8 protein-coding genes are annotated in these 26471 nt (G+C 67.5%); 3 read left to right on the plus strand and 5 right to left on the minus strand.

The window, feature by feature from the left end; translation table 11 throughout:
• Positions 1–6: 6 nt before the first annotated feature.
• Both ACWPKK_RS24080 and ACWPKK_RS24085 read right to left on the minus strand, forming a co-directional pair.
• Entirely contained in the window at positions 7–297 is a 291-nt protein-coding gene (locus ACWPKK_RS24080) for a hypothetical protein (RefSeq protein ID WP_452009322.1), read from the minus strand.
• A gap of 77 nt (positions 298–374) precedes the next feature.
• Complete coding sequence (locus tag ACWPKK_RS24085; RefSeq protein WP_452009325.1) at positions 375–1880, minus strand: tagaturonate reductase; 1506 nt, start codon at positions 1878–1880, stop codon at positions 375–377.
• A gap of 337 nt (positions 1881–2217) precedes the next feature.
• On the opposite strand from ACWPKK_RS24085, the gene ACWPKK_RS24090 reads away from it, so the two are divergent.
• On the plus strand, positions 2218–3198 hold the full coding sequence (locus ACWPKK_RS24090; RefSeq protein ID WP_452002605.1) for an IS110 family RNA-guided transposase: 981 nt from the start codon (positions 2218–2220) through the stop codon (positions 3196–3198).
• Between the two features lie 136 nt (positions 3199–3334).
• Here ACWPKK_RS24090 and nifJ read toward each other — a convergent pair whose 3' ends face one another.
• Positions 3335–6880 carry a pyruvate:ferredoxin (flavodoxin) oxidoreductase gene (nifJ, locus tag ACWPKK_RS24095; protein WP_452009651.1) on the minus strand — a complete coding sequence of 1182 codons (3546 nt, stop codon included), beginning with the start codon at positions 6878–6880 and terminating at the stop codon, positions 3335–3337.
• 865 nt (positions 6881–7745) lie between these two features.
• Here nifJ and ACWPKK_RS24100 point away from each other — a divergent pair.
• Positions 7746–9032 carry an MFS transporter gene (locus ACWPKK_RS24100; RefSeq protein ID WP_452009328.1) on the plus strand — a complete coding sequence of 429 codons (1287 nt, stop codon included), beginning with the start codon at positions 7746–7748 and terminating at the stop codon, positions 9030–9032.
• Positions 9033–9340: 308 nt separating this feature from the next.
• Here the strand turns inward: ACWPKK_RS24100 and ACWPKK_RS24105 are convergent, their stop codons facing one another.
• Positions 9341–10027 carry an HAD family hydrolase gene (locus ACWPKK_RS24105; protein ID WP_149225647.1) on the minus strand — a complete coding sequence of 229 codons (687 nt, stop codon included), beginning with the start codon at positions 10025–10027 and terminating at the stop codon, positions 9341–9343.
• Positions 10028–10296: 269 nt separating this feature from the next.
• Here ACWPKK_RS24105 and ACWPKK_RS24110 point away from each other — a divergent pair, with 269 nt between their 5' ends.
• The gene (locus ACWPKK_RS24110) at positions 10297–10800 is read left to right on the plus strand and encodes a MarR family winged helix-turn-helix transcriptional regulator (RefSeq protein WP_452009331.1); all 504 of its coding nucleotides are present in this window, start codon (positions 10297–10299) and stop codon (positions 10798–10800) included.
• Positions 10801–10843: 43 nt separating this feature from the next.
• Here the strand turns inward: ACWPKK_RS24110 and ACWPKK_RS24115 are convergent, their stop codons facing one another.
• Positions 10844–26398 (minus strand): tandem-95 repeat protein, encoded by a 15555-nt coding sequence (locus tag ACWPKK_RS24115; protein ID WP_452009334.1) that lies wholly within the window; start codon positions 26396–26398, stop codon positions 10844–10846.
• Positions 26399–26471 lie beyond the last annotated feature (73 nt).

Consider the following 26471-nt stretch of genomic DNA (forward strand, 5'->3'; position numbering starts at 1 on the left):
TGCCCGTCAGTGGCGGGTCGGCAGGTCTGCGAGAGCCAGCACGGACAGGGATTGGATCGCGTCATGGACGAGCTGATAGGCCGCTTCGATCCGGCTGATCGCCTGATCGCATTCGTCCTCGTCGCCGCTGTCGCGGGTTTCCTGCCGGACGGCACGGAACAGGCTCAGCGCCTGCCGCCCGATCGTCCTGTGGCTCGCCCACAGGCCGCAATCTTCCTGCATCGCCAGGGGGATATGCAACAGGCGATGGCGAAGCACCGCCGCGTCGAGTTCCAACTCGGCGATGCGAAGGGTCAAGGTCGGTGTCATCGATGCCGTGCCTTGCGGAGCGCAACCAAACGGCCACGCTCCGCTCTGCAGTCACGCAAGCCGGATCAGCCGGCAACCAGATCGGCCATGGCGGCCTTCATGCCCTTCGCCTCGATGGCGGCGAGGCTGTCGGCGACGCGGGCAGCCAGGCCGGGGATCCCGGTCAGGTCTTCCTTCCACAGCCGGACGTCCGACAGGATCGCGACCACCAGCGCCCGCAGATCGCCGGCATTGGCCGCCAAGGCGGCGCTCATGGCGGCGATCACCTCGGCATTGTCGCTGATCGGGTAGGATCCCGCCTCGCGCTCGCCGGTATAGGCGCCGTTGGCGAGCGTGCCGCGGTAGAAGCGCAGCAGCGCCGCCAGCGAGAAGGACAGGCCGGCCGGAGCCTGCCCGTTGCGGGCCACGGCGTCCTTCAGGCTGGGCAGCACGCGCACCTGCCATTTCGACACCGAGTTGAGCGTGATGGAGATCAGCTCGTGCCGGATATAAGGATTGCCGAAGCGCTCCATGATGGTGCGGGCATAGTCCTGCCGCTCCGCCTCGGGCAGCGGAACGTAGGGGACGATCTCCTCGAACATCACCTTGTTCAGGTAGGCCGACACGGTGGGGTCGTCCATCATCGACTTGACGGTGTCGAGCCCGGCGCAATAGGCGGCCAGTGCGCTGGCGGTGTGGGCGCCGTTGAGGATGCGGACCTTGCGGGTGCGGTAGGGCTGCAGGTCGTCGGTCCAGACAACGTTCAGGCCGGCCTTGTGCAGCGGCAGTTCCTCGGCCAGATGGGCCGGTCCCTCGATCACCCAGACATGGAAGGGCTCGGCGGCGACGGCCAGACGGTCCTCATATCCCCACTTGGCGCTGAGCGCAGCAGCCTCGTCCTTCGGGTAGCCGGGGACGATGCGGTCGACCAGCGTGTTCAGGAAATGGTTGTGCGTCTCGACCCAATCGGCGAAGCCGGCCTCCAGCCCCCAGCGCTTGGCATGGGTCAGCACGATGCGCTTCAGGTTGGCGCCGTTGGCCTCGATCAGTTCGCAGGGCAGGAAGACGAGACCGCTGTCGGCGCTGCCGCCCAGCGCCTTGTAGCGGGCATGCAGCAGAGCCGCGACCTTGGCCGGGAAGCTGTCCTGGCAGGCCCCGGGGGTGTAGGGCTCCTCGCGATCGGCGATGCCGGCCTCGGTCGTGTTGGAGACGAAGAAGCGCAGAGCCGGCGAGGAGGCCAGTTCCACCATCCGCGCCCAGTCGGCATAGGGATTCAGCGCTTCCGAGACGCAGGAGACAACGCGGCGGGATTCGACCTCTCGCCCGCCCTCGATGCCGCGCAGCAGCACCGTATAGAGGTTGTCCTGCGCCTTCAGCAGGTTGGCGATGCCCTGGTCCAGCGGCTGGGCGATGGCGACACCGGCTTTGGTCAGCCCCTGGCCGTTGGCGACATCGACCATCCAATCGACGAAACCGCGCAGGAAATTGCCGTCGCCGACCTGGAGGATGGTCACGGGCAGGGTCGGCGCACCGCCGGTATGGGCGACGTCGAACGCGCCGTCGGCAAGCTGGTCACGGGTCAGGGAACGCATGACTGGGCATCCTTACAGGAGCAGAAAGGCTGGGCCGGCGCCATCGGAACAGGCACGGGCGATGGGTTCAATATACTAATATATTAATCTTGGGCGCAAGGGGAAAAGGGTGCGGCAATTGTGGTTGGGGGGTCAGAGGTGTCGGCGTTAGACCCCCACCTATCCTTGTATGTTTGTTTTTCGTTATAGTGCCTTGGACGGATCGCGCTGCTGGGGGTGGCCACCCCCAGCAGCGCGGGCCGGCTGGCAGGCCGTCCTATCCGAGGCTGCTTGAGGCCGTGGGGGAGCGAGGTCCCAGCCGGTTGTCTTCCAACAAACCCGAATGGTTGCGCGGGCCATGAGCCCGGATTTGCAAGGCAGGGGCTGGGAGATGGCTGCTTTTTCCAAGACACTTGGCCTGGATGTCTCCAAACGCCAGCTGGATGGCCATTTCTGGCCCGATGGCGTGAGCGTCAGCGTCGGAAACAATGAAGCAGGGTTCACCACCCTGCTGCGTCACTTGGCCGAACGGGCGGTGGATGCCATCGCGGTCGAGGCATCGGGTGGCTATGAACGCAAACTGGTCGAGGCGATGCGGCAGGCCGGCTTTCGCGTGCTGGTTCTGCAGCCCCGCGACGTGCGGCTGTTCGCCCAGATGCGGCGCCGGCATGCCAAGAATGATCGGCTGGATGCCCGCGTGATCGCCGAGTTCGCCGCACTGTTCGGCGAGGAGCGTCCGGCACGCTCCCCGGTTCTGGAGCGTCTGGCGGCTTACCTGACCTACTACGAACAGCTCAGCGCTGCCGCAGCACAGACCAAGACCCAGCTTGAGGGCTTTGTCGACGACGAGGTGCGGGCGCTGGTTGTCGAGCAGATCAGGCGCCTGACCGCCGACAAGCGGACGTTGCTCGCCCGCATCCGGGCTCTGGTCGAAGAGGACCAGGACTTGGATAAGCAGGTGAAGCGCCTCCAGAGCATGCCGGGCATCGGCTTCCTGAGTGCGGTCACGCTGGCTGTCCGTTTGCCCGAACTCGGCCGGCTGACGCGACACGCCATCGCCTGTCTGATCGGTGTCGCTCCCTTCGACGACGAGAGCGGCCAGCATAAGGGACGACGATACTGCAGTGGCGGCCGAGAACGGGTCCGAACCATGCTCTACATGGCCGCCACCACCGCCAAACGATGCAATCCCATCATCAAGGCTTTCTGCGAACGCCTCAAAGCCGCTGGAAAGCCACATAAACTCATCATCGTCGCCGCAATGCGAAAGATGATCGTCACCCTCAATGCCATGGTCCGAGACAACAAGGAATGGCAGGACAACCTAGCCTCACCATGAAAAACAACATGGTTGCTCCCCCGCTGGGCGGGGGAGGGACTGCCGCCTTTCTCCCGCATAAGCACTTACTCCCTCCCCCGCCCAGCGGGGGAGGGCCGGGGTGGGGGTCTAGCGCCGACACCCCTTGCGCCCTCCCCTACTCCTTGAACCCGGCCATATGCTCGAACAGGTGGCGCTTGCGGCGGATCTCCGCCTCGGCCTCGTCCAGCAGGGCGTGGTAGCGCTCGGGGTTGCTGCGCTCCACCGCGCTGAAGCGGGACTCGCCCGCCATGAACGCGGCGAGGCCGGCGGAGGGGGCGCCGCTGTCCAACTGCAGGGCGGTCTTGCCGGCGGCAAGGCGGCGCGGATCGCGGCGGTAGAGCGACCAGTGGCCGCTGTCCACCGCCAGCTTCTGATGCTCCAGCCCGTGCGACAGCTCGAAGCCGTGGGCGACGCAATGGCTGTAGGCGAGGACCAGCGACGGACCGCGGTAGGCCTCCGCCTCCATCAGGGCGTTCAGCGTGTGGCTGTCGCGGGCACCGAAGGCGGTGCGGGCGACATAGACATGATCGTAGGCCATCGCCATCAGCCCCAGTTCCTTCTTGGCGGCGGACCGGCCGGCGGTGGCGAACTTGGCGGAGGCGCCGATCGGCGTCGCCTTGGACTGCTGGCCGCCGGTATTGGAATAGACCTCCGTGTCCATCACCAGGATGTTGACGTCGCGCCCGGACGCCAGCGCATGGTCGAGCCCGCCATAGCCGATGTCGTAGGCCCAGCCGTCGCCGCCGACGATCCACACGGATTTGCGGACGAGATAGTCGGCCAACTGCTCCAGCCGGCGGGCCAGCGGGTCCTTCACCGCGGCGAGCTGCCCCGTCAGGGCGGCGACGCGGCCGCGCTGGACGGCGATGCCGGCCGAGTCGGACTGGTCGGCCTGCAGCAGCTCCGTCACCAGACCGGGTTCCAGCTGGGCGGACAGAAGCGCCAGGGTATCGCGCGCCTGTTCGGCCATCTGGTCGATAGCGACGCGCAGGCCGAGCCCGAACTCCGCATTGTCCTCGAACAGCGAGTTGGCCCAGGCCGGACCGTGGCCGGTGGCATCGGTGGTGTAGGGGGTGGTCGGCAGGTTGCCGCCGTAGATCGACGAGCAGCCGGTGGCGTTCGCCATCACCATGCGGTCGCCGAACAGCTGGGTCAGCATCTTGATGTAGGGCGTCTCGCCGCAGCCGGCGCAGGCGCCGGAGAACTCGAACAGCGGTTCCAGCAGCTGGGTGTGCTTGACGGTGGCCGGCACCGACTCGCGCGGGATGGCCGGCAGGCTGCGGAAGAAATCGAAAGCCTCCTGCTCGCCGGCCAGCGCCTGGATCGGCCGCATCTCCAGCGCCTTGCGGCCGGAGCCGCCCTTCTCAGGGGCCTTGTCATGCGCCGGGCAGGCGGCGACGCAGAGCGTGCAGCCGGTGCAGTCGGCGGGCGAGGCCTGCAGGCGATAGCGCCCACCGGGAAACTCGCGGCCCTTGTAAGGGGTGGTCTCGAAGCCGGCCGGCGCGTCGGCCAGGGCCGACTCCGGAACCACCGTGGCGCGGATGGCCGCGTGCGGGCAGACCAGCACGCATTTGTTGCATTCGATGCAGAGATCGGCATTCCAGCCCGGCGCCTCCGCCGCGATGCTGCGGCGTTCATATTTGGAGGTGCCGGTCGGCCAGGTGCCGTCCACCGGGAAGGCGGACACCGGCAGCCGGTCGCCATGGCCGGCGATCATCATGGCGGTGACACGCTTGACGAAATCGGGCGCCGTCTCCGGCACCGGGGCCGGCCGGTCATGGTCGGCAGTGACGTGATCGGGCACCGGCACGGCGCGAAGATGGGCGAGCGCTTGATCGACGGCGGCGATGTTGCGCCTCACCACCTCCTCGCCGCGGCGGGAGTAGGTCTTTACGATGGCGGCCTTGATGCCGGCGATGGCGTCCTCGACCGGCATTACGCCCGACAGGGCGAAGAAACAGGTCTGCATGATGGTGTTGACGCGGCGGCCGAGCCCGACCTCGCGCGCGACCGCGCCGGCGTCGATGGCATGGAGCGACAGCTTGCGCTCGATGCAGATGCGCTGCACCTCCGCCGGCAGTGCGTCCCACACCTGCTGCGGCGTTCCGGGGGCGTTCAGCAGGATGGTGGCGCCGGGGGCGGCCATCTCCACCACCTCCACCCGCTCCATCAGCGGCAGATGGTGGCAGGCGACGAACTCGGCCTGACCGATCAGGTAGGGCGCATGGATCGGCTCCCTCGCGAATCGCAGGTGCGACACGGTGGTGGAGCCGGACTTGCGGCTGTCATAGACGAAATAGGCCTGGGCATGGCCGCCGGTTCCGGATTTGGCGGTGCGGGCCTGGATGATCTTGATCGAGTTCTTGTTGGCGCCCACCGTGCCGTCGGCACCAAGCCCGAAGAAGACCGCGCGGGAGACGCCCGGCTCCTCCATCCCCCAGGCCGGATCCCAGGGGATCGACTGGTGGGTGACGTCGTCGGTGATGCCGACGGTGAAGCGGCGCTTCGGGCGCTCGCGCTTCAGCTCGTCGAACACGGCCTTCGCCATCGCCGGGGTGAATTCCTTGGACGACAGGCCGTAGCGGCCGGCGATCACCATCGGCTCGGCGAGCGCCGTGTCGGCGGCGCGGGCTTCCGCCAGGGCGGCGACCACGTCGAGGTAGAGCGGGTCGGCGACGGCGCCCGGTTCCTTGGTGCGGTCGAGCACGGCGATCCGGCGGACGGTTGGCGGCAGCGCCGAAACGAAGTCGGCGATGGCAAAGGGGCGGAACAGGCGGATGGTCAGGCAGCCGACCCGCTCCCCCTCCTCCACGAGTCGCCGGACCGCGCCGGCGCAGGTCTCGGCACCGGAGCCCATGACCACCACCACCCGCTCCGCCTGCGGATGGCCGGCATAGTCGAACAGGCGATAGGCGCGGCCGGTGCGCGCCGCCAGCTGGTCCATCATCTCCTGCACGATGGCCGGGCAGGCGTCGTAATAGGGGTTTGCGGCCTCGCGCGCCTGGAAGAAGACGTCCGGATTCTGCGCGGTGCCGCGGACGACGGGATGGTCCGGCGTCAGGCCGCGGCGGCGGTGGGCATCGACGCAGGCGTCGTCGACCAGCGCGCGCAGATCCTCGTCCGACAGGGTCTCGACGCAGTTGAATTCATGCGAGGTGCGGAAGCCGTCGAAGAAATGCAGGAACGGCACTCGTGCCCGTAGCGTCGCGGCATGGGCGACCAGCGCCATGTCGTGCGCCTCCTGCACGTTGGCCGAGGCCAGCATGGCGAAGCCGGTCTGGCGGCAGGCCATCACGTCGGAATGGTCGCCGAAGATCGACAGCGCATGGGTCGCCAGCGTGCGGGCCGCCACATGCATGCAGAAGGGCGTCAGTTCCCCGGCGATCTTGTACATGTTGGGGATCATCAGCAGCAGGCCCTGCGACGCGGTGAAGGTCGTCGCCAATGCGCCGGCCTGCAGCGCGCCGTGGACGGCACCGGCCGCACCGCCCTCCGACTGCATCTCCACCACGTCGGGAACACTGCCCCACAGGTTGGGACGGCGCGCCGCCGACCATTCGTCGGCGAACTCCCCCATCGGCGAGGACGGCGTGATGGGGTAGATCGCGATCACGTCGCTGGCGCGGTAGGCCACCGATGCAGCCGCCTCGTTGCCGTCCATGATTCGGGCGGAGGCAGGGGCGGAGCGCGATGCGGCCTGGGTGGATGCGGCCTCTGTGGATGCTGTGGGCGTCGGGGTATTGGTCATGCCGGAAAAGTCCTCTTGCGTGGCGACGGTCGTCTCCGTGGGGCGTCTCTGATGGGCAGGGCCGGCAGCGATGAAAGCCGGCGGAAAACGCGGCAGGAAACGGCGGTCGACCGGGGAAAAGGGTCTGCTTCCCGATGGGTCGACGCAATGACACGTGTCAGTCCGCAGCGGATTTTCCGCCCGCCGCCGCTCTGCGCTGCACAACGGTCTGATATATTACTTTTGCAAGGAAGGTCTCAATTTGTCGCACCGCAACATGCGCTGCCGCCCAGGCGTGCCATGGGAAATCCCCGGTGCAGGCACGCGAAGCCGGCAGTCCGCGTGGATGTCGAGCGCGCACAGGCCATTGATCCAGATCATTTATCGCTGCCGGCTGCCATGGCCTCCTACATGCGGATGCGGAAGGCCGGCCGTTCTTTCGCAGAAATCCGAACCGAAAGACCAGCCTCTCATCCCCTGGAAAAGTTGCGTTGCAGCAAAGAAAAGGCCGCCGGCACCGGTCCTGATTACGCTGCAACTGCGAAGAGATCAGCGCACCGCAACATTGGCCTGCGACATTTTCGCTAAGGCCGAAGCAGGTCCCGGAAAACCACTTGATGCCTTCACTGATATATTAATATAACGCCTTCAACGCTGCTTCCGCCCTCTTGAAATCATGCGGAAGCGCACCCGTCGCCCGGCACCGAACACCCGCTGGCATGGCATCCCGGCCAAGGAAAGCCGCCCAGGGCCTGTACGTGCGCACCGGCGCCTGCCGAAGCAGGCTTGTGAGGAAAGAATGAAGAAGATCCGTGGTTTGCGGTGGCAAATCCTTGCCCTGATGATGCTCGGCACCGTGGTCAACTACATCGACCGCAACACGTTGGGCATCCTGGCGCCGACGCTCAAGGAACAGCTCCACTTCACGACCGAGCAGTATTCCTTCATCGTCAGCGCCTTCCAGCTCTGCTACAGCCTGATGCAGCCGGTCGCCGGTTACATCACCGACCTGATCGGCCTGAAGCTCGGCTACGCCATGTTCGCCTTCGTCTGGGGCACCGCGGCCGCCATGCATGCGCTGGCCGGCGGCTGGCAGTCGATGGCCTTCTTCCGCGGCCTGCTGGGCATCAGCGAGGCGGCCGCCATGCCGTCGGGCGTGAAGACCTCCACCCTGTGGTTCCCGGCCAAGGAGCGTTCGATCGCCACGGGCTGGTTCAACACCGGCAGCTCGATCGGCGCGATGGTCGCCCCGCCCTTCGTCATCTGGCTGTCGCTGACCTATGGCTGGCAGGAAGCCTTCCTCGTCACCGGCCTGCTGGGCATCGGCATGTCCGTCCTGTGGTACATGCTGTACCGCAACCCCGAGAACCATCCGCGCCTGACGAAGGAAGAGCACGCCTACATCCTGGAAGGCCAGGAGCATGTCGAGCTTCCGAAGCCGTCGGTGAAGCGCGTGCTGAGCAAGGGCAAGTTCTGGAGCATCGCCGCCGCCCGTTTCCTGACCGAGCCGGCGTGGCAGACCTTCAGCTTCTGGATCCCGCTGTACATGGTCACCACGCGTGGCATGGACATCAAGCAGTTCGCCCTGTTCGCCTGGCTGCCCTTCCTGTTCGGTGACCTCGGCTGCATCCTCAGCGGCTACCTGTCGCCCTTCTTCGTGAAGCGCTTCAAGATGTCGCTGGTCAACTCCCGCATCGCCGGCGTCGGCATCGGTGCGGTGTGCATGGTCGGCCCGGCCCTGATCAGCTTCTCTGCCAGCCCGATCACCGCCATCTTCCTGTTCTCGCTGGGTGCCTTCGCCCACCAGATGCTGTCGAGCCTGCTCTACGCCCTGGTCACGGACACCTTCGAAAAGCAGGACGTCGCGACGGCGACCGGCTTCGGCGGCATGGCCGGCTACATGGGCGGCATGATCTTCTCGCTGATCATCGGACAGCTCGCCACCACGATCGGGTACGAACCGCTGTTCGCCTGCCTGACCGTGTTCGACCTGATCGCCTTCGTGATCATCGTCCTGGTCCTGGGCGAGCGCGGCAAGAAGGGCGCCCCGTCGGTCCCGAACGCCGCCACCGGCACCGCGGACTGAGCATCCGTCAGTCCCGCGATCCCGAACGCCCCCCGGTCTTTCCGCCGGGGGGCGTTTTTCTTTTTTCGCCTCGGTCGAACGGCAGCCGGACAAAAAAGCTCACGAGCGGCCGAACATGCTTGCCAAGGGAATAGGATATTAGTATATTAGTCCTCGTACCGCTGGATGCGCCGTGGTCTGATCGCGGCACAACTTGTTGGACGTTCCTCTCGGACTTCAGAGCCGCCGGTTTTCCGACGGCTCTTTTTTTGTGTCGGATCAAGGCCGGACGGCACGCGGCAAGCCCTTGGTTGCTCAACGGCGCCCGCTCAGCGGCGCCCGCCGACCTCGTCCAGATGCTTCAGCATGTCGGCGGGATCCTCGTAGACGCGCAGGGCGCCGGAGCGCTCCAACTCCTCCCGGCCATAGCCGCCGGACAGCAGGCCGATGCCGAGCGCACGCGCCCGCTGGGCCGCGATCATGTCCCAAATGCTGTCGCCGACCACGAAGGCGCTTGCGATGTCCACGCCGATGCGGGCGGCGGCGGCCAGGAACAGGTCGGGATCGGGCTTGGCATATTGGACCTCGTCACGGGTCACCACCGCGGCGCGGCCGGGATCGACACCCAGCTTTTCCAGCGCGGGCCTTGCGGTTTCCATCCGGCCGCTGGTGGCGATCGCCCATGGGATGCCCATGCCCGTCAGCGCCTCCAGCAGGTCGCGCGCACCGGGCAGCGGCACGACTCCGGCGGCCAGCCGCTTGTAAGCCTCCGCATGACGGCGGCGCAGCCGGTCGAGAAGATCCTGGTCGATGGCAAGCCCGGTTTCCCGCAGCAGCATGTTGGTGAACAGCCCGCCGCTCATGCCGATCTTGCGGTGGATGCGCCACACCGACAGCGCGATCCCCTCCTCGTCGAGCGCCTCCTTCCAGGCCAGCACATGCTGGTACACGGTGTCGGTCAGCGTCCCGTCCAGGTCGAACAGGAAGGCGTTGGTCGTGTGGGGAAAGCTGGTCATGTCCCTCTGGTCCATCGGTTGACTGGGCAAGATCGCCGATGCCGGCATGCCGGACAGGAACAGACGTGGGGGCGCCGGCCACGCTTCGCCAAAGATTTGCGATGGGTCGCGATGGATTTCCTTCACCGATAATCCGCGCGAACTTCACCACCTCTTTCACCACGCCTGCGCGAACACTGCCGCTTCCGCTGGCGTATTGACTCCGATACAGTCCCCGACAAAGCTTGCGGCCGGTTGGTTCGGCATGATGTCGGGAGTGGGAGACGCGCGTGTTGGAAACGCCGCAGGGCGACGGGTGGTCTGCCGATGATGATCTGGTCACCCTGCTGGATCACGTCAGCAGGCTTGTCTATGGCATCGGCTTCGCCGACGGGCTTTTCCCGGCGCAGTGGGTGGCGTTGCGCTATTTCCACGACTCGCCGGAACCGGCACGCACCCTGACGGCACTGGCCCGGTTCCAGCGAATCCATCTCGCCCCGGTCTCGCGCACCGTCTCCACCCTGGTGGACAAGGGGCTGCTCACCCGCCGGCCCCATCCGGGGTTCAAGCGCGGTTGGCTGTTCGACCTGACCGACGACGGCCGGGCACTGCTGGTCCGCGACCCGTTGCGCCAGTCGCTGGGTCCGCCCATCGCCGGACTGGCGGAGGACGAGCGGGCGATGCTGGGCCGCCTGATGAAGCGGATCATCGCCCACATGCAGGCCGGGCCGGAGACGGAAGACAAGGCGGAAGACAGGGCGGAAGACAAGGCAGACGGCCCGCCGGTCGCCTGAGGCGACGGGCGCGCCAACCTTTCGCGCCCGCCGCACGCCCGCATCAGTAGGTCAGCCTTTCGATGTTCTGCAGAACCAGCTGGTGCTGGTTCTGGTCCTCCAGCGTGACCGTCGTTTCGGTGTTGAAGGTCAGGCCGTGGCCCGACGGGTCGACGGTGTAGTGAGCTCCTTGGGCGTCGAGCTGCTGCAGCCAGTTGCCGCTGACATTGGCGACGAAGGCCCCGACCTCGACCACATCGGTCCAGTTGCCCACGCCGCCGTTGATCGTCAGATCGCCGTTGCGCGGCGCGAAGATGAACAGGTCGTCGCCATCGCCGCCCGACATGCTGGTCGTGGCGCTGCCGGCATAGAGGATGTCGGCACCCGCGCTTCCCGTCATCGTCGCATCGCCCGAAACCAGCACCTCCAGCGCCATCGGGTCGCTGGACAGACCCTGGCCGTCGCTGACCGTTACCTCCAGCGTCCGGGCACCGGTGCCGCCGGGCGTCAGGGCCATGTGGCGGAGGATGTCGGTGTAGGTGGCGGTGGATGCGGTTCCGGCCAGCGAGAGCTGGTGGGTGGCGTCGTTCCAGCTGACCTCGATCCCCGTGCCGGACACGGTCCTGTGGCCGGTGGCCGGATCGGTGTCGATGGTCAGGCCGGCCAAGGTCAGCGTGTCGCCGGTCTGCGAGCCGGCCGCGATGCGGATCGACATGCCGGACATGACGCTGCTGTCCACATCGGTGATCGTCGCATCGGCAGCCACCGCCGGATGGTCGGTGGCGCCTGCAGCGATGACGGCGGTGGCGTGGCCGGCGGCCAGGGTCGGCTTGTCGTTCACCGGATCGACGGTAACCGTCACGGTCTCGGTCACCGAGGCGCTGTCGGCCCCGTCCCGCGCGGTCGTCGTGACCGACAGGATGACCTGTCCGCTCGCATCGGCCGGCGGGGTGTAGGTCAGTCCCGCCAGCTGCGCGGTGGTGAGGGTCCAGCTGCCGTCGGCATTGTGGGTGCCGTGGTTCAGGCTGGCGCCGTTCGGCACGCCGGTGATCCGCACCGTCACCGTTTCCGACCCGTCGACGTCGATGGAGGCGGCGGTGATCGTCAGCGCGACCGCCGTGTCCTCCCGCCCGTTGACGGTGGGATCCACCACCAGTTTGGGAGTGTCGGCCACCGGGCTCACCGTAACCGCCAGCGTGCCGGAGGTGGTGGCCGCCGCCGCGGTACCGTCCTTCGACGTGGCGGTGACGGACAGGGTGAAGCTGGCGCCGCTGTCGGGAGCCGGCTGGATCGCCAGCCCGGCCAACTGGTCCGGCGTCAGCGTGATCGTCCCGTTGGACGGGGTCAGCGTCTCGCCGGCCGTGTTGGACAGGGTGGCCCCGGCCGGGATGTCCCTGATGGTGACGGTGAGCGTCTCCGACGCGTCGGTCAGCGCCGGTGCGATGGACAGCGGGATCGTCCCGTCCTCCGTCCCCGAGGCTGGCAGGAGGGCCAGGGTCGGCGCGTCGGAGACGGCCGCCACCGTGACCGGCAACTGCGCCACGATGGAGGCCGGGGTGGCGCTGCCGTCGGTGGAGGTGGCGGTCACGGTCAGGGTGAAGTCGGTGTCGTCGTTCGACGGCGGCTTGATCTTCAGACCGGAGAGCTGCGCCGCGGTTAGGGTGACGCTGCCGTTGACGACCGTCAGCGCGCCGTTGGCGGTGTTGGTCAGCTGCGCCCCCGCAGGAATGCCGCTGATGGTGATGCTCAGCGTCTCCGAACTGTCGGTCAGGGCGGAGCTGATGGTCAGCGGGATCGCCGCGTCCTCGTTGCCGGAGGCTGCCGCGACGGTCAGGGTCGGGGTGTCGGATACGGGGTCGACCTTTACGGACAGCGTCTTGCTCACCTCGACCGCGTTGGCGTTTCCATCCTTGGCGGTGGCCTTGACGGTCAGGGTGAAGTCGGTGTCGCTGTTCGACGGCGGCTTGATCGCCAGACCCGCAAGCTGGCCCGGATTGAGCGTGATTGCACCCCCGCTGATGGCGAGGGTGTCGCCGGCGGTGTTGGTCAGGGTGGCACCGGTGGGGATGCCGCTGATGGTGATCGTCAGCGTCTCCGACCCGTCGATGTCGCCCAGCAGCGCGCTGATCGACAGCGCGATCCGGGTGTCCTCGTCCCCGGTCGCGGGCAGGACATCCAGGGTCGGGGTGTCGGTCACCGGCGCGATGGTCACCGCCAGCTGCGCGCTGGTGCTGGCCGGGGTGGCGGTTCCGTCGGTGCTGGTCGCCGTCACCGTCAGGGTGAAGTCGGCGTCGCTGTTGTTCGGCGGCTTGATCGTCAGACCGGAGAGCTGCGCCGGAGTCAGGGTTGCGGTGCCGTTCACCACCGCCAGCACACCGCCGGCATTGCGCAGCACCGCCCCGTCGGGAATGCCGGACAGGGTGATGGTCAGCGTCTCCGAGCCGTCGGTGTCGGTCAGCGCCGGATTGATCGTCAGCGCGATCGCCGTGTCCTCGCTCCCGCTGGCGGCGGTGACCGCCAGGGTCGGGGTATCGGACGCCGCGTTCAGCGTGATCGGCACGGTCACCACCTTGGTCGCCGTGCTGCCGTTGGACTCGATGCTGACTGCGGTGACGGTCAGGGTGATGGCCGCATCGCTGTTGGCCGGCGGGGTCAGCGACAGGCCGTTCAGCTGGGCAGGCGTCAGGGTCCAGCTGCCGTCACCGTTGCGGGTGCCGGCCGACAGCAGCGCGCCGGTCGGCACGCCGGTGATGGTCACCAGCCCCAGACGCTCCGATCCGTCGGTGTCGGACAGGGCGACCGACAGGTTCAGCGGCAGGACGGTGTCTTCCGTCCCGGTCAGCGGACCCGCCGTGATGACGGGCTGGTCGGCGACCGGATCGACGCTGACGCGGAACAGCTGGCTGGTGGTGGCGGTGGTGCCGCCGCTCTCCTTCGTCGTCGCGGTCAGGGTCAGGTTGAAGTCGGTGCCGCTGTTGGCGGGCGGCCGCAGCTTCAGCCCGCTCAACTGCGCCGCGGTCAGGTCGACCGCACCGGAGATGGGCGTCAGCGTGTTGCCGTTCGCATCGATCAGCACCGCGCCGGCGGGAAGGCCGGACAGGACGATGGTCATCGTCTCCGACCCGTCGGTATCGACCAGGGACGCCCTCAGGTTCAGCGCGATTTCCGTGTCCTCGCTGCCCGAGGCATTGGCGACGATGACGGTGGGCGCGTCGGTCACCGCCGTGACGTCGACATGGATGTTGGCGGTGGTGGTGGCTGTGCTCTTGTTGGAGCTTTCCAGGCTGGTGGCGGTCAGCGTCAGGTCCATGCCGCCGGAATAGTTGCGCGGCGGCGTGACGGTCAGGCCGGACAGTTCCGACGGCTTCAACGTCCAGGACCCGTCGCCGTTGTTGGAGCCCTTGTTCAGCACCGCGCCGTCCGGCAGGCCGGACAGGATGACCGCCATCGTCTCCGACCCGTCGGTATCCATGAGGCTGGCCGACAGGTCCAGTGTGATGGCCGTGTCCTCCGCGCCCATCGTGTTCTGGACGTTGACGTCCGGCGCGTCGGCGACGGCGGTGTAGGTGACGTTGAGCGTCTTGGACGACCAGGCCTCCGCCACCGTGCCGTCCTTGGCGGCAGCGTCGATAGTCAGCGTCACCGTGCCGGAGAAGTTGGCGGGCGGCGTCAGGGTCAGGGCGGAACGTTGCGCCACCGTCAGGCCGGACAGGTCGTAGACACCATTGCCGAGCAGCGTACCTGCCGACAGGGTGAAGCCGGCCGGAACCGTCACCTTGAGCGCGGTGATCACCTCGCCGCCGCCGACCAGATCAGTAACCGCGGCGGAGATCGACAGGCTGGCGGCGTGGTCCTCCTGCGCCGTGACCGAACTGGCGGAAATGGACGGGGCGTCGCTGACCGGCGCCACGTCGACGGTCAGGGTCTTCGTCGTCGTCGCCCGGTCGGCGTTGCTGGTCTCGCGCGAGACGGCGGTCACGGTCAGTTGGAAGGTGCCGCTGGCGTCGGCCGGCGGGGTGAATTTCAGCCCGGTGAGCTGGTTGGGGGTAAGCACCCAACGTCCGGTGGTGGAGTCCAGATATCCGGCCGACAGCGTGGCGCCCGCAGGTACCCCTTCGATGACGACGCTGGCCAGGATTTCCGAGCCGTCGGGGTCCTCCAGGGCGGCGGCGATGTTGAGCGCAATGGCCGTATCCTCGTTGCCGGAGGCCGCCTGGACAGTCAATTTCGGGCTGTCGGCCACGGCGGTGACGGTCACGTCCTGCGTCAGCGTGGTGTGGGCGCCGTTGCCCGAGGTCACATCAAGGGTGATCCTGAAGTCGGCATCGCTGTTGGAGGCCGGCGTGAGCGTCAGGCCGGCCAGTTGCGCCTTGGTCAGCGCGATGGAGCCGTCGGTGATGGTCAGCGTGTCACCGGCTGTATTGGTCAGGCTGGCACCTGTCGGGATACCCGACAACGTGACGAAGGTCACATTCTGCCAATTCGCCAACCCGGCCTCGATGCCCAGCGCGACCGCCGAATCCTCTGCGGTGGTCACGGCTGCCGGCCGGTTGCTGCCGACGCTGGGGTCCAGTGGCGGCGGAGGCGGAGGCGGGGGAGGCGGCGGAGGGCTGGTGCCGCCGCCGTTGTTCCCTCCGGTCGAGCCACCCGGATCCGTCGAACCGCCGCCGGGGTTGGTCGAGGTCGTCCAGCTCAGCACGAAGCTGTCGGACACGCTGGTGTTGCGGTCCCCCTCGCTTTCGATGCTGTAGGGTTTGACCGTCAGCGTCACGCTGGCCGTGTCGACGTTGGTGGTGGTGTTGACGCTGTGGGCGATGCCGGCGGCATTGGCATCCTTGACGGTCAGCTTCAGACCGCCTTCAGCCAGCGCCGCGGCATAATCCTCCGCGGTCAGCGTCCAGGTGCCGTTGCCGTTGTCGAGGCCGCGCGACAGCACCGTGCCCTTCGGCATGCCGGAGATGGTGACCGCCAGCTTTTCAGACCCGTCCGTATCCTGCAGGAAGGCGTTCAGGTTCAGCACCAGATCGGTCGGCACGGCGCCCGTCACCGTGTGATCGTCGACGTGGTAGGCCTCGACCGCGTTGTTCGTCCCATGCGACACCGGCGCGTCGGCCACCGCGGTGATGGTGACGGTCGGGGTGTAGGTCTTGGTCAGGCTGTCGGTGCCGTCGACCACCGTCACCTTCACGGTGATGGTGAAGTCGTCGGCACGGTGCTCCGGCACGATCAGCCGCAGGTTGCCGAGCTTGGTCGGATCGACTGTCCAGCTGCCATCGGCATTGTGGGTCAACGCACCCACATCCGTGCTGGTCAGCGTCGCCCAGGACGGCAGATCGGAAATGACGATCGCGGAGATCTGCTCCGAGCGGTCGATGTCGCTGGTGAGCGCCGAGATGGTCAGCGGAATGCCGCCGACCGCATCCTCCAGCGCGCTGGCGCCGATGGAGACCTTCGGTTCGTCGGCCTTGGGATCGACGGTGACGATCAGGTCGCGGGTTTCCTTCAACATCCCGCCGGAGGTCACGCCGTTCACCGTGATGATCGGCGCACCGTTGCTGTCGGTGGTGATGACGTCCACCTTCAGCGAAACGGTTCCGGCGAAGTCCTTCTTCGTCGTCAGGGTCAACTCGTCGCGATAGGCGACATCCACCGACCAGCGGCCGTTGCCGAGATAGACCAGCCCGCTCTCGTGCCCGGCCGCCAGCGACAGCCAGGAGTCGGCCGGCAGGTTGCTGATGACCAGCGACAGGCGCTCCGACGTGTCGTTGTCCAGCATCACCAGATCGCCGAGGCGCAGGTTGATCGCCGTGTCCTCGTGACCGCTGGCGCTGAGCGCGCCGTTCGGCGTCACGGCGTCGGCGACGCCCTGCACCTCGACATGGACGGTCACCGGGGTGGCATCGGCAATGCTGCTGTTGGAGGCTTCCGTCGCCCGGGCGGTGAAGGTCAGGTTGAAGCCGGTGTTGGAATTGGCCGGCGGGGTGATGGTCAGCCCGGTCAGGTCGGCCTGGGTCAGCACCCATTTGCCGAGAGCGGCATCGTAGTGGCCATGGTTCAACGTGGCGCCGGCCGGCACGCCGCCGACCAGGATGCTGAGGGATTCGGACCCGTCGCGGTCGGTCAGGGCGGCGACCACCGACAGCGGAATGGCGGTATCCTCGCGCCCCACCGCGTCGGAGGCCGACAACACCGGCGTATCGGCGACCGCGGTGACAGACACCACCAGGGACACCGGCGCCGAGGTGGCGGTGGTCGTGCCCTCCACCGAGGTGGCGGTGATCTTCAGCGTCACAGCGCCGGAATAGTTGGACGGCGGCGTGAAGGTCAGGTTGCTCAACTGGGCCGGCGTCAGCGTCCAGCTGCCGTCGGCGTTGTGGATGCCGGCGGACAGCTTCGCCCCTTCCGGAACGCCCGTGATGGTGATGTGGTCCAGCGTTTCCCCCGTCAGGTCGGACAGCCGGGCATCGATGGCCAGCGCGATGGCGCTGTCCTCGGGCCCGGAAGCGGCCTGCGGGGTGACGATGGGGGCGTCGGCCACGCCGGTGACGGTGATCGTCAGGTTGGCCTTGGCCGAATTGGCGGTGGAGCCGTTCTCCCTCTCCTCGGAGGTGGCGACGACGCCCAGCGTGATGGTGCCGGAGAAGTCCTTCGGCGGGTTCAGCCGCAGCCCCGACAGCTGTGCCTGGGTCAGCGTCCAGGTGCTGCTGCCGTCCGAATGGGTGACGGATGTGCCGGCGCTGAGGCTTGCGCCATCCGGCACGCCGGTGATGGTGATCAGGCTGATGGACTCGGACCCGTCGGTATCGGTCAAGGACGGCGCGATGGTGAGAAGGACCGAGGTGTCCTCGGTCGTCCCGGCCGGAGCGGCCGTGACCGTGGGAGCGTCGGCGACGGCGTCCACGGTGATGGTGCCGGTCGCCGTCTGCTCGCGGCGGCTCGCGGTGGCGCCGCTGCCATCGATCGTCCCGACCTTCAGCGTGTAGTTGAGGTCGGCATCGGAATCGGGATCGGTGACGATCTTCAGGCCCTGGATTTTCCAGACCCCGGCTGTGGTGCCGTCGGCCTGCAATGCCGTGGTCGGAATCGTCCAGCTGTAATTGCCGTTGGTGGGACCGCTGCGCGTCAGAAGCGCGCCATTGAGGGTGAGCGTGGCGCCGCCGGCATCCAACTGGTTCGATGGGATCAGCAGGGTGATGCTCTCCACCTTCTCCGGGCTGGCCGCATCGACGTCGCTCAACGTGATGGTGGGGGCGAGGGCGATGCCGCCTGCCAAATCCTCGTTGCCGCGCGCGGCGAGCGTGGTGATCTGGAACGGGTCGGCGACCGGGGCGACCGTGATCGTCTGAACGGCGGTGGAAATGCCGCCGAAGGCGTCCGTCACCGTGAAGGTGAAGGTCTCCGTCCCGCTGAAATCGGCGTCGGGGGTGTAGGAGAAGCTGCCATCGGCATTCACCACCAGCGTGCCGTGCGTCAGGCGCACCGGCTGGCCGTTGTCGCCGGGTCCCTTGTAGGTCAGCGTGTCGTCGGTGCGGCCGTTCGCCGTGTCCTGGTCGGTCGCACGCAGGGTGCCGGTGACGGCCGTGTCCTCGTTGGTCGAGGTGCTGGCCGCGGTGGCGTTCGGGGCGTAGTTCAGCGCCGTGCGGACGCTGACCGGCTGGCCGTCGACGTAGAGTTCCAGCTTTTCGAAATCCGCCACCTTGATGCCGAGCGCGGACAGGGTGGCGGCGTTGGCGACGTCGGTGTCGGTCGTCGCGGCGGTCGGGTTGGCTGCCGCCGTCTCGATCCGGTCGCGCAAGGTGCGCAAATCGGCCAGGATCGACGGGTTCGACAACTGGGCCGTGGTCAACATGACCCGGAAGGTATCGATCCCGGTGTCGCCGTCCTGAAGTTCGGGACCGGTCGAGGTGCCGCCATCGGTGCCGACGGTGAAGATCGACAGGTCGTCGCCCGCCCCGCCGCTGACGGTGTCGATGCCGGCCCCGCCGGTGATGGTGTCGCTGCCGGCGCCGCCGATCAGGATGTTGGCGACACCGCTTCCGGTGATCACGTCGTCGAAGGCCGAGCCGGTGACGTTCTCCAGGTTGCGAAGAACGTCGGTGCCGTCGCCGGTGCCGACGCCGGTCGTCAGATTGGCATTCACCGGACCCGCGGACGAAGCGTAGGTCACCGTGTCGTTGCCGTCTCCACCGTCGATGGTGTCGTTGCCGGGACCGCCGGCCAGCAGGTCGTCGTCGGTACCGCCCTCCAGGCTGTCGTCGCCCAGACCACCGAGCAGGGTATCCTTGCCGGCACCGCCGAAGATGGTGTCGTTGCCATCGCCGCCCTCCAGGCTGTCGTCGCCCTTCGGGGTATTGGTGAAGCTGATGGTCAGCGTCTTGGCCGTGCTGTCGGCGGTGCTGGTGTTTTCCTGCTCCTTCGACGTGGAGACGACGGTGAGGGTGATGGAGTTGTTGGCGTCACCTTCCCTGGCGGTCAGCGTCAGACCGGACAGCTGGGCCTCGGTCAGGGTCCAGGTACCGTCGGCATTTCGGGTGCCGGCGCTGAGCGTTGCGCCGGTCGGTACGCCGGAGATCGTCACCTTGGAAATGGACTCCGACCCGTCGGTGTCCTTCAAGGCAGCGGTGATGGACAGCGCCGTGGTGAAGGTTCCGGAACCGTCGCCATAAATGACGTCGTCGCCGCTGCCGCCCAAGATGGTGTCGTTGCCCGCACCGCCGGACAGCGTGTCGGCATTGTCGGTGCCGGTCAGCGTGCCATTCTGGCCGACAGCCAGATCATAGGTGACCGGGGTGACGGAGACCGTCGGCGTATCGGCGACCGCGACGACGGTGACGGCCAGCGTCTTTTGGACCGAAACAGGGGAAATCCCCCGGTCAAGGGCGGTCGCGGTGACGGTCAGGGTGAAGTCGTCGCCGCTGTCCTGCTTCGGCTTGATCTTGAGGCCGGCCAACTGCTCCGCCGTCAGGGTGATCGAGCCGTTGGTGACGGTCAGCGTGCCGTTCAGCGTGTTGGACAGCGTGGCACCGCTGGGAATGCCGCTGATGACGATGCTCAGGGTTTCCGACCCGTCCAGATCGGTCAGGGCGGAGGTGATGTCCAGCGCAATGGTCGTGTCTTCGTTGCCGCTCGCCGGCTGAACGGTCAGCGTCGGCGTATCGGTGACGGGATTGACGGTCACGACCAGGGATTGCGTCTTGGTCGCTTCCTGCGCGCTGCCGTCCTTGGCGACCGCGGTCACGCTAAGCGTGAAGTCCACGTCGCTGTTCGGCGGCGGCGTGATCGTCAGCCCGGCAAGCTGCTCCGGCGTCAGGGTGATCGAGCCGTTGGTGACGGTCAGCGTGCCGTTCAGCGTGTTCGCGAGCGTGGCGTTGTTGGGGATACCGCTGATGCGGATGGTCAGCACCTCCGACCTGTCGGTGTCGGTCAGGGCCGGATCGATCGTGAGCGGAATGGCCGTGTCTTCGTTGCCCATCGCAGCGCTGACGGTCAGGGTCGGCGTGTCCGATACCGGGTTCACCGTCACCACAAGCGGTTCGCTCTTGGTCGCCTCGACGGCGCTGCCGTCCTTGGCGATGGCGGTGACGGTCAGGGTGAAGTCGACGTCGCTGTTGAGCGGCGGCGTGATGCTCAGGCCGGTCAGCTGGTCCTTGGTCAACGTCCAGGTGCTGGTGCCATCCGTCTGGGTGCTCGTCTTGGTGCCGGCGCTGAGGGTCGCCCCCGAAGGCACCCCGGCGATGGTGATCTTCAGCACCTCCGAGCCGTCGGTGTCCATCAGCGCCGACGTGATGACCAGCGGGATCGCGCTGTCTTCGTTGCCGGAAGCCGCCGCCGCTGTCAGCGTCGGCATGTCGGTCACCGGATCGACGGTGACGCGCAGGGCCTCGCTCTTGGTCGCCTCGACCGCGCTGCCGTCCTTGGCGATGGCGGTGACCGTCAGAGTGAAGTCGACGTCGCTGTTGAGCGGCGGCGTGATGCTCAGGCCGGTCAGCTGGTCCTTGGTCAGCGTCCAGGTGCTGGTGCCGTCCGTCTGGGTGCTCGTCCTGGTGCCGGCGCTGAGGGTCGCGCCCGAAGGCACCCCGGCGATGGTGATGCTCAGAGCCTCGGAGCCGTCCGTATCCGTCAGGGCCGGATTGATCGTGAGCGCAATGGCCGTGTCTTCATTACCGGTCGCGGCGCTGACGGTCAGCGTCGGCGTGTCTGACACCGGGTTCACCGTCACCACAAGCGGCTCGCTCTTGGTCGCCTCGACGGCGCTGCCGTCCTTGGCGATGGCGGTGACCGTCAGAGTGAAGTCGACGTCGCTGTTGAGCGGCGGCGTGATGCTCAGGCCGGTCAGCTGGTCCTTGGTCAGCGTCCAGGTGCTGGTACCGTCCGTCTGGGTGCTCGTCCTGGTGCCGGCGCTGAGGGTCGCGCCCGAAGGCACCCCGGCGATGGTGATGCTCAGCGTCTCGGAGCCGTCCGTATCCGTCAGAGCCGGATTGATCGTGAGCGCAATGGCCGTGTCTTCGTTGCCCGTCGCAGCGCTGACGGCCAGGGTCGGCGTGTCCGACACCGGGTTCACCGTCACCACAAGCGGTTCGCTCTTGGTCGCCTCGACGGCGCTGCCGTCCTTGGCGATGGCGGTGACGGTCAGCGTAAAGTCACGGTCGCTGTTCAGCGGCGGCGTGATCGTCAGGCCAGCCAGTTGGGCTTTGGTCAGGGTCCAGGTGGTCGTGCCATCCGTCTGTGTAACGGAAGTGCCGGCGCTGAGGGTCGCGCCCGAAGGCACTCCGGCGATGGTGATGCTCAGCGTCTCGGAGCCGTCCGTATCCGTCAGAGCCGGATTGATCGTGAGCGCAATGGCCGTGTCTTCGTTGCCCGTCGCAGCGCTGACGGCCAGGGTCGGCGTGTCCGACACCGGGTTCACCGTCACCACAAGCGGTTCGCTCTTGGTCGCCTCGACGGCGCTGCCGTCCTTGGCGATGGCGGTGACGGTCAGCGTAAAGTCACGGTCGCTGTTCAGCGGCGGCGTGATCGTCAGGCCAGCCAGTTGGGCTTTGGTCAGGGTCCAGGTGGTCGTGCCATCCGTCTGTGTAACGGAAGTGCCGGCGCTGAGGGTCGCGCCCGAAGGCACTCCGGCGATGGTGATGCTCAGCGTCTCGGAGCCATCAGTATCCGTCAGGGCCGGGTTGATCGTGAGCAGAATGGCCGTGTCTTCGTTGCCCGTCGCAGCGCTGACGGTCAGCGTCGGCGTGTCGGTGACCGGATCGACGGTGACGCGCAGAGTCTCGCTCTTGGTCGCCGCGACGGCGGTGCCGTCCTTGGCGATGGCCGTGACAGTCAGGTCGAAATCGACATCGCTGTTCAGCGGCGGCGTGATGGTCAGCCCGGTCAGCTGGGCCGGAGTCAGAGTCCAGGTGGTGGTGCCGTCCGGCTGGGTGACGGGCGTTCCGGCGCTGAGGGTCGCCCCCGCCGGAACACCGGCGATGGTGACGCTCAGCGCCTCCGACCCGTCGGTGTCGGTCAGGGCCGGGCTGATCGTCAGCGGGATTGCCGTGTCTTCATTGCCCGTAGCGGCCTGGACCGTCAGCGTCGGCATGTCGGTCACGGCGTTGACGGTGACCCGCAGGGTTTGAGCGACCGAGACCGGGGCGGCGACGCCGTCCTTGGCGGTGGCGGTCACCGTCAGGTCGAAATCGACGTCGCTGTTCGACGGCGGCGTGATCTTCAGCCCGGCCAGCTGCGCCGGCGTCAGGGTGATCGACCCGTTGCCGATGACCAGCGCATTCCCGGCGGTGTTGCTGAGGCTGGCGCCGGTCGGAATGCCGCTGATGGTGATCGTCAGCGATTCCGACCCGTCCAAATCCGTCAGGGCGGGGGTGATCGTCAGCGGAATGCCGGTGTCTTCGTTGCCCGTCGCAGCGCTGACGGTCAGCGTCGGCGTGTCCGTGACCGGATCGACGGTGACGCGCAGAGTCTCGCTCTTGGTCGCGGCGACGGCAGTGCCGTCCTTGGCGATGGCGGTGACGGTCAGGTCGAAATCGACATCGCTGTTCAGCGGCGGCGTGATGGTCAGCCCGGTCAGCTGGGCCGGAGTCAGAGTCCAGGTGGTGGTGCCGTCCGGCTGGGTGACCGACGTTCCGGCGCTGAGGGTCGCCCCCGCCGGAACACCGGCAATGGTGATGCTCAGCGCCTCCGACCCGTCGGTGTCCGTCAGGGCCGGGCTGATCGTCAGCGGGATGGCGCTGTCTTCGTTGCCCGTAGCGGCTTGGACCGTCAGCGTCGGATTGTCGGACACGGGATCGACGGTGACGCGCAGGGTCCGGCTCACCGGCACGGCGGTGGCGACACCGTCCTTGGCGATGGCGGTGACGTTCAGAGTGAAGTCGACATCGCTGTTCGACGGCGGCGTGATGGTCAACCCGGCCAACTGGGCCGGAGTCAGAGTCCAGGTGGTGGTGCCATCCGGCTGGGTGACGGACGTTCCAGCGCTGAGGGTCGCCCCTGCCGGAACACCGGCAATGGTGATGCTCAGCGCCTCCGACCCATCGGTGTCGGCCAGGGCCGGGTTGATGGTCAGCGGGATCGCCATGTCTTCATTGCCCGTCGCGGCGCTGACGGTCAGCGTCGGCGTGTCGGTGACCGGGTCGACGGTGACGCGCAGAGTCTCGCTCTTGGTCGCCTCGGTCGCCGTGCCGTCCTTGGCGATGGCCGTGACGGTCAGGTCGAAATCAACGTCGCTGTTCAGCGGCGGCGTGATGGTCAGCCCGGTCAGCTGGGACGGAGTCAGAGTCCAGGTGGTGGTGCCATCCGGCTGGGTGACGGACGTTCCGGCGCTGAGGATCGCCCCTGCCGGAACACCGGCGATGGTGACGCTCAGCGCCTCCGACCCGTCGGTATCCGTCAGGGCCGGGTTGATCGTCAGCGGGATGGCGGTGTCTTCGTTGCCGGTGGCGGCGGTGACGGTCAGCGTCGGGGTATCCGACACCGGGTTCACCGTCACCTGCAGCGCTTCGGTCCTGGTCGCCGCGACAGCCGACCCGTCCTTTGCGGTGGCGGTGACGGTCAGGGCAAAATCGACGTCGCTGTTCAGCGGCGGCGTGATCTTCAACCCGGCGAGTTGCTCCGGCGTCAAGGTGATGGAGCCGCCGGTGACCGTCAGCACCCCGTTCAGATCGTTGGCGAGGGTGGCGCCGGACGGGATGCCGGCGATGGTGACGGTCAGAACCTCCGTGCCGTCGGTATCGGTCAAGGCCGGGCTGATCGTCAGCGGGATGGCGCTGTCTTCATTGCCCGTAGCGGCCTGGACCGTCAGCGCCGGAGTGTCCGACACGGGGTTGACGGTCACCGACAGCGTCTTGGCGATCGAGACCGGGGCGGCGACGCCGTCCTTGGCGGTGGCGGTCACCGTCAGGTCGAAATCGACATCGCTGTTGAGCGGCGGCGTGATCTTCAGACCAGCCAGCTGCTCAGGAGTCAGGGTGATCGACCCGTTGCCGATGACCAGCGCGTCGCCGGCCGTGTTGCTGAGGCTGGCGCCGGCCGGAATGCCGCTGATGGTGATCGTCAGCGCCTCCGACCCGTCCAAATCCGTCAGGGCGGGGGTGATCGTCAGCGGAATACCGGTGTCTTCGTTGCCGGTCGCAGCGCTGACGGTCAGCGTCGGCGTGTCCGTGACCGGATCGACGGTGACGCGCAGAGTCTCGCTCTTGGTCGCAGCGACGGCGGTGCCGTCCTTGGCGATGGCCGTGACGGTCAGGGTGAAGTCGACATCGCTGTTCAGCGGAGGCGTGATCGCCAATCCGGCCAGTTGGCCGGGCGCCAGCGTGATGGTGCCGTTGCTGATCGTCAGCGTATCGCCGGCCGTGTTGCGCAGGCTGGCGCCGGACGGGATGCCGCTGATGGTGATGCTCAGCGATTCCGAACCGTCCGTATCGGTCAAGGCCGGATCGATGGTCAGCGGAATCGCCGTGTCTTCCGCCCCCGTGGTGGCGGCGACGCTCAGCGTCGGGGTGTCGGACACCGGATTGACCGTAACGCGCAGGGGCGCGCTGGTGCTGGCCGGGGTGGCGGTTCCGTCGGTGGCGGTGGCCGTGACGGTCAGGGTGAAGTCGGCATCGCTGTTGTTCGGCGGCGTGATCGCCAGACCGGCAAGCTGCGCCGGAGTCAGGGTTGCGGTACCGTTTACCACCGCCAGCGCACCGCCGGCATTGCGCAGCACCGCCCCGTCCGGAATGCCGGACAGGGTGATGGTCAGCGTTTCCGATCCGTCGGTGTCGGTCAGGGCCGGGCTGATCGTCAGCGGGATCGCCGTATCTTCGCTGCCGCTCGCCGCCTGGACGGCCAGGGTCGGCATGTCGGAGACCGGATTGACCGTGACCAGCAGCGGCGCGCCGGTGCCGGCCGGAGCCGCGGTTCCGTCGGTGCTGGTCGCCGTCACCGTCAGGGTGAAGTCGGCATCGCTGTTCAGCGGCGGCGTGATCGCCAATCCGGCGAGCTGGCCCGGCGCCAGCGTGATGGAGCCGTTGGCGATCGTCAGCGTCTCGCCGGCCGCATTGGTCAGGACCGCGCCGGCCGGGATGCCGCTGATGGTGACGTTCAGCGTCTCCGACCCGTCGGTGTCGGTCAGGGCCGGGCTGATGGTCAGCGGAATTGCCGTGTCTTCCGCCCCCGTGGTGGCGGCGACGCTCAGCGTCGGGGTGTCGGACACCGGATTTACGGTGACCGGCAGGGTGGCGGTGACGCTGGTCGCGGCTGCGGTGCCGTCTGTGCTGGTCGCCGTGACGGTCAGGGTGAAGTTGTCGCCGCTGTTCGGCGGCGGTGTCAGGGTCAGGCCGGGAACCTGCGAAGAGGTCAGCAGGATGGTGCCGTTCACCACCGTCAGGACGGTGCCGGAGGCGTCGCGCAGGACCGCTCCGTCCGGAATGCCGGACAGGGTGACGCTCAGCACCTCCGTCCCGCCGGTGTCGGTCAGGGCGGCGTCGATGTTCAGGGCGATGGCCGTGTCTTCGTCGCCGGACACACCGTTCACCGTCAGGTTCGGCGTGTCGGACACCGGGGCCGGAGTCGCGGCGGCATCGTCGTCGGTGGTCTCCGCCGCATCCTGGCCAACGGGCGCCGCGATGTCGGGGAGAGCTCCGTCATCGATCACCTGGTCGGGCGTCTCCGGCACCGGGATGTCGGACAGGGCGGCGGGCAGTTCGGTGAAGGCCGTGGTCGTGCGCACGTTGGACAGCAGGTCCACCCGCTCAACCGTCGTGGCGACCGTTTCGCGGCGCTCCTCCGTCGAAATTCCGGACCCGTCCGGTCCGGGTGGGCCGGAGCCCAGCGTGCCTTCCGTGCGCAGCACGTCGCCGGCCAGCAGGGCAGCCACCGCCGCCTGATCGGTCGCCACCGCCACCGACTCGCCGACCACCTCGCCGGTCTGCACGACTCCGCCGATCATCAGTTCCTCGGCGCCGCGATAGTCGGTCTGGACATAGCCGAGCGTGTCGTCCGGGCGCTGAAGCTCCACGGAACTGGCCTCGTGGATCACGCCACCCAGCCGGGTGGCGTCGACCTGCTGCAGGAGAGTCAGATCGTCCAGGATCTGACGGTCGTCGACCGCCGGGGTGTTGCCCTGAACCGCTTCCTCAGCCATCGGACCGCTCCATAAGTCGGGTGCAAAATCGCGCCACGCTACTCGTCACGACCCTAGGTTCTAACCCTCTTAG

This window comes from Azospirillum largimobile, assembly GCF_977007025.2.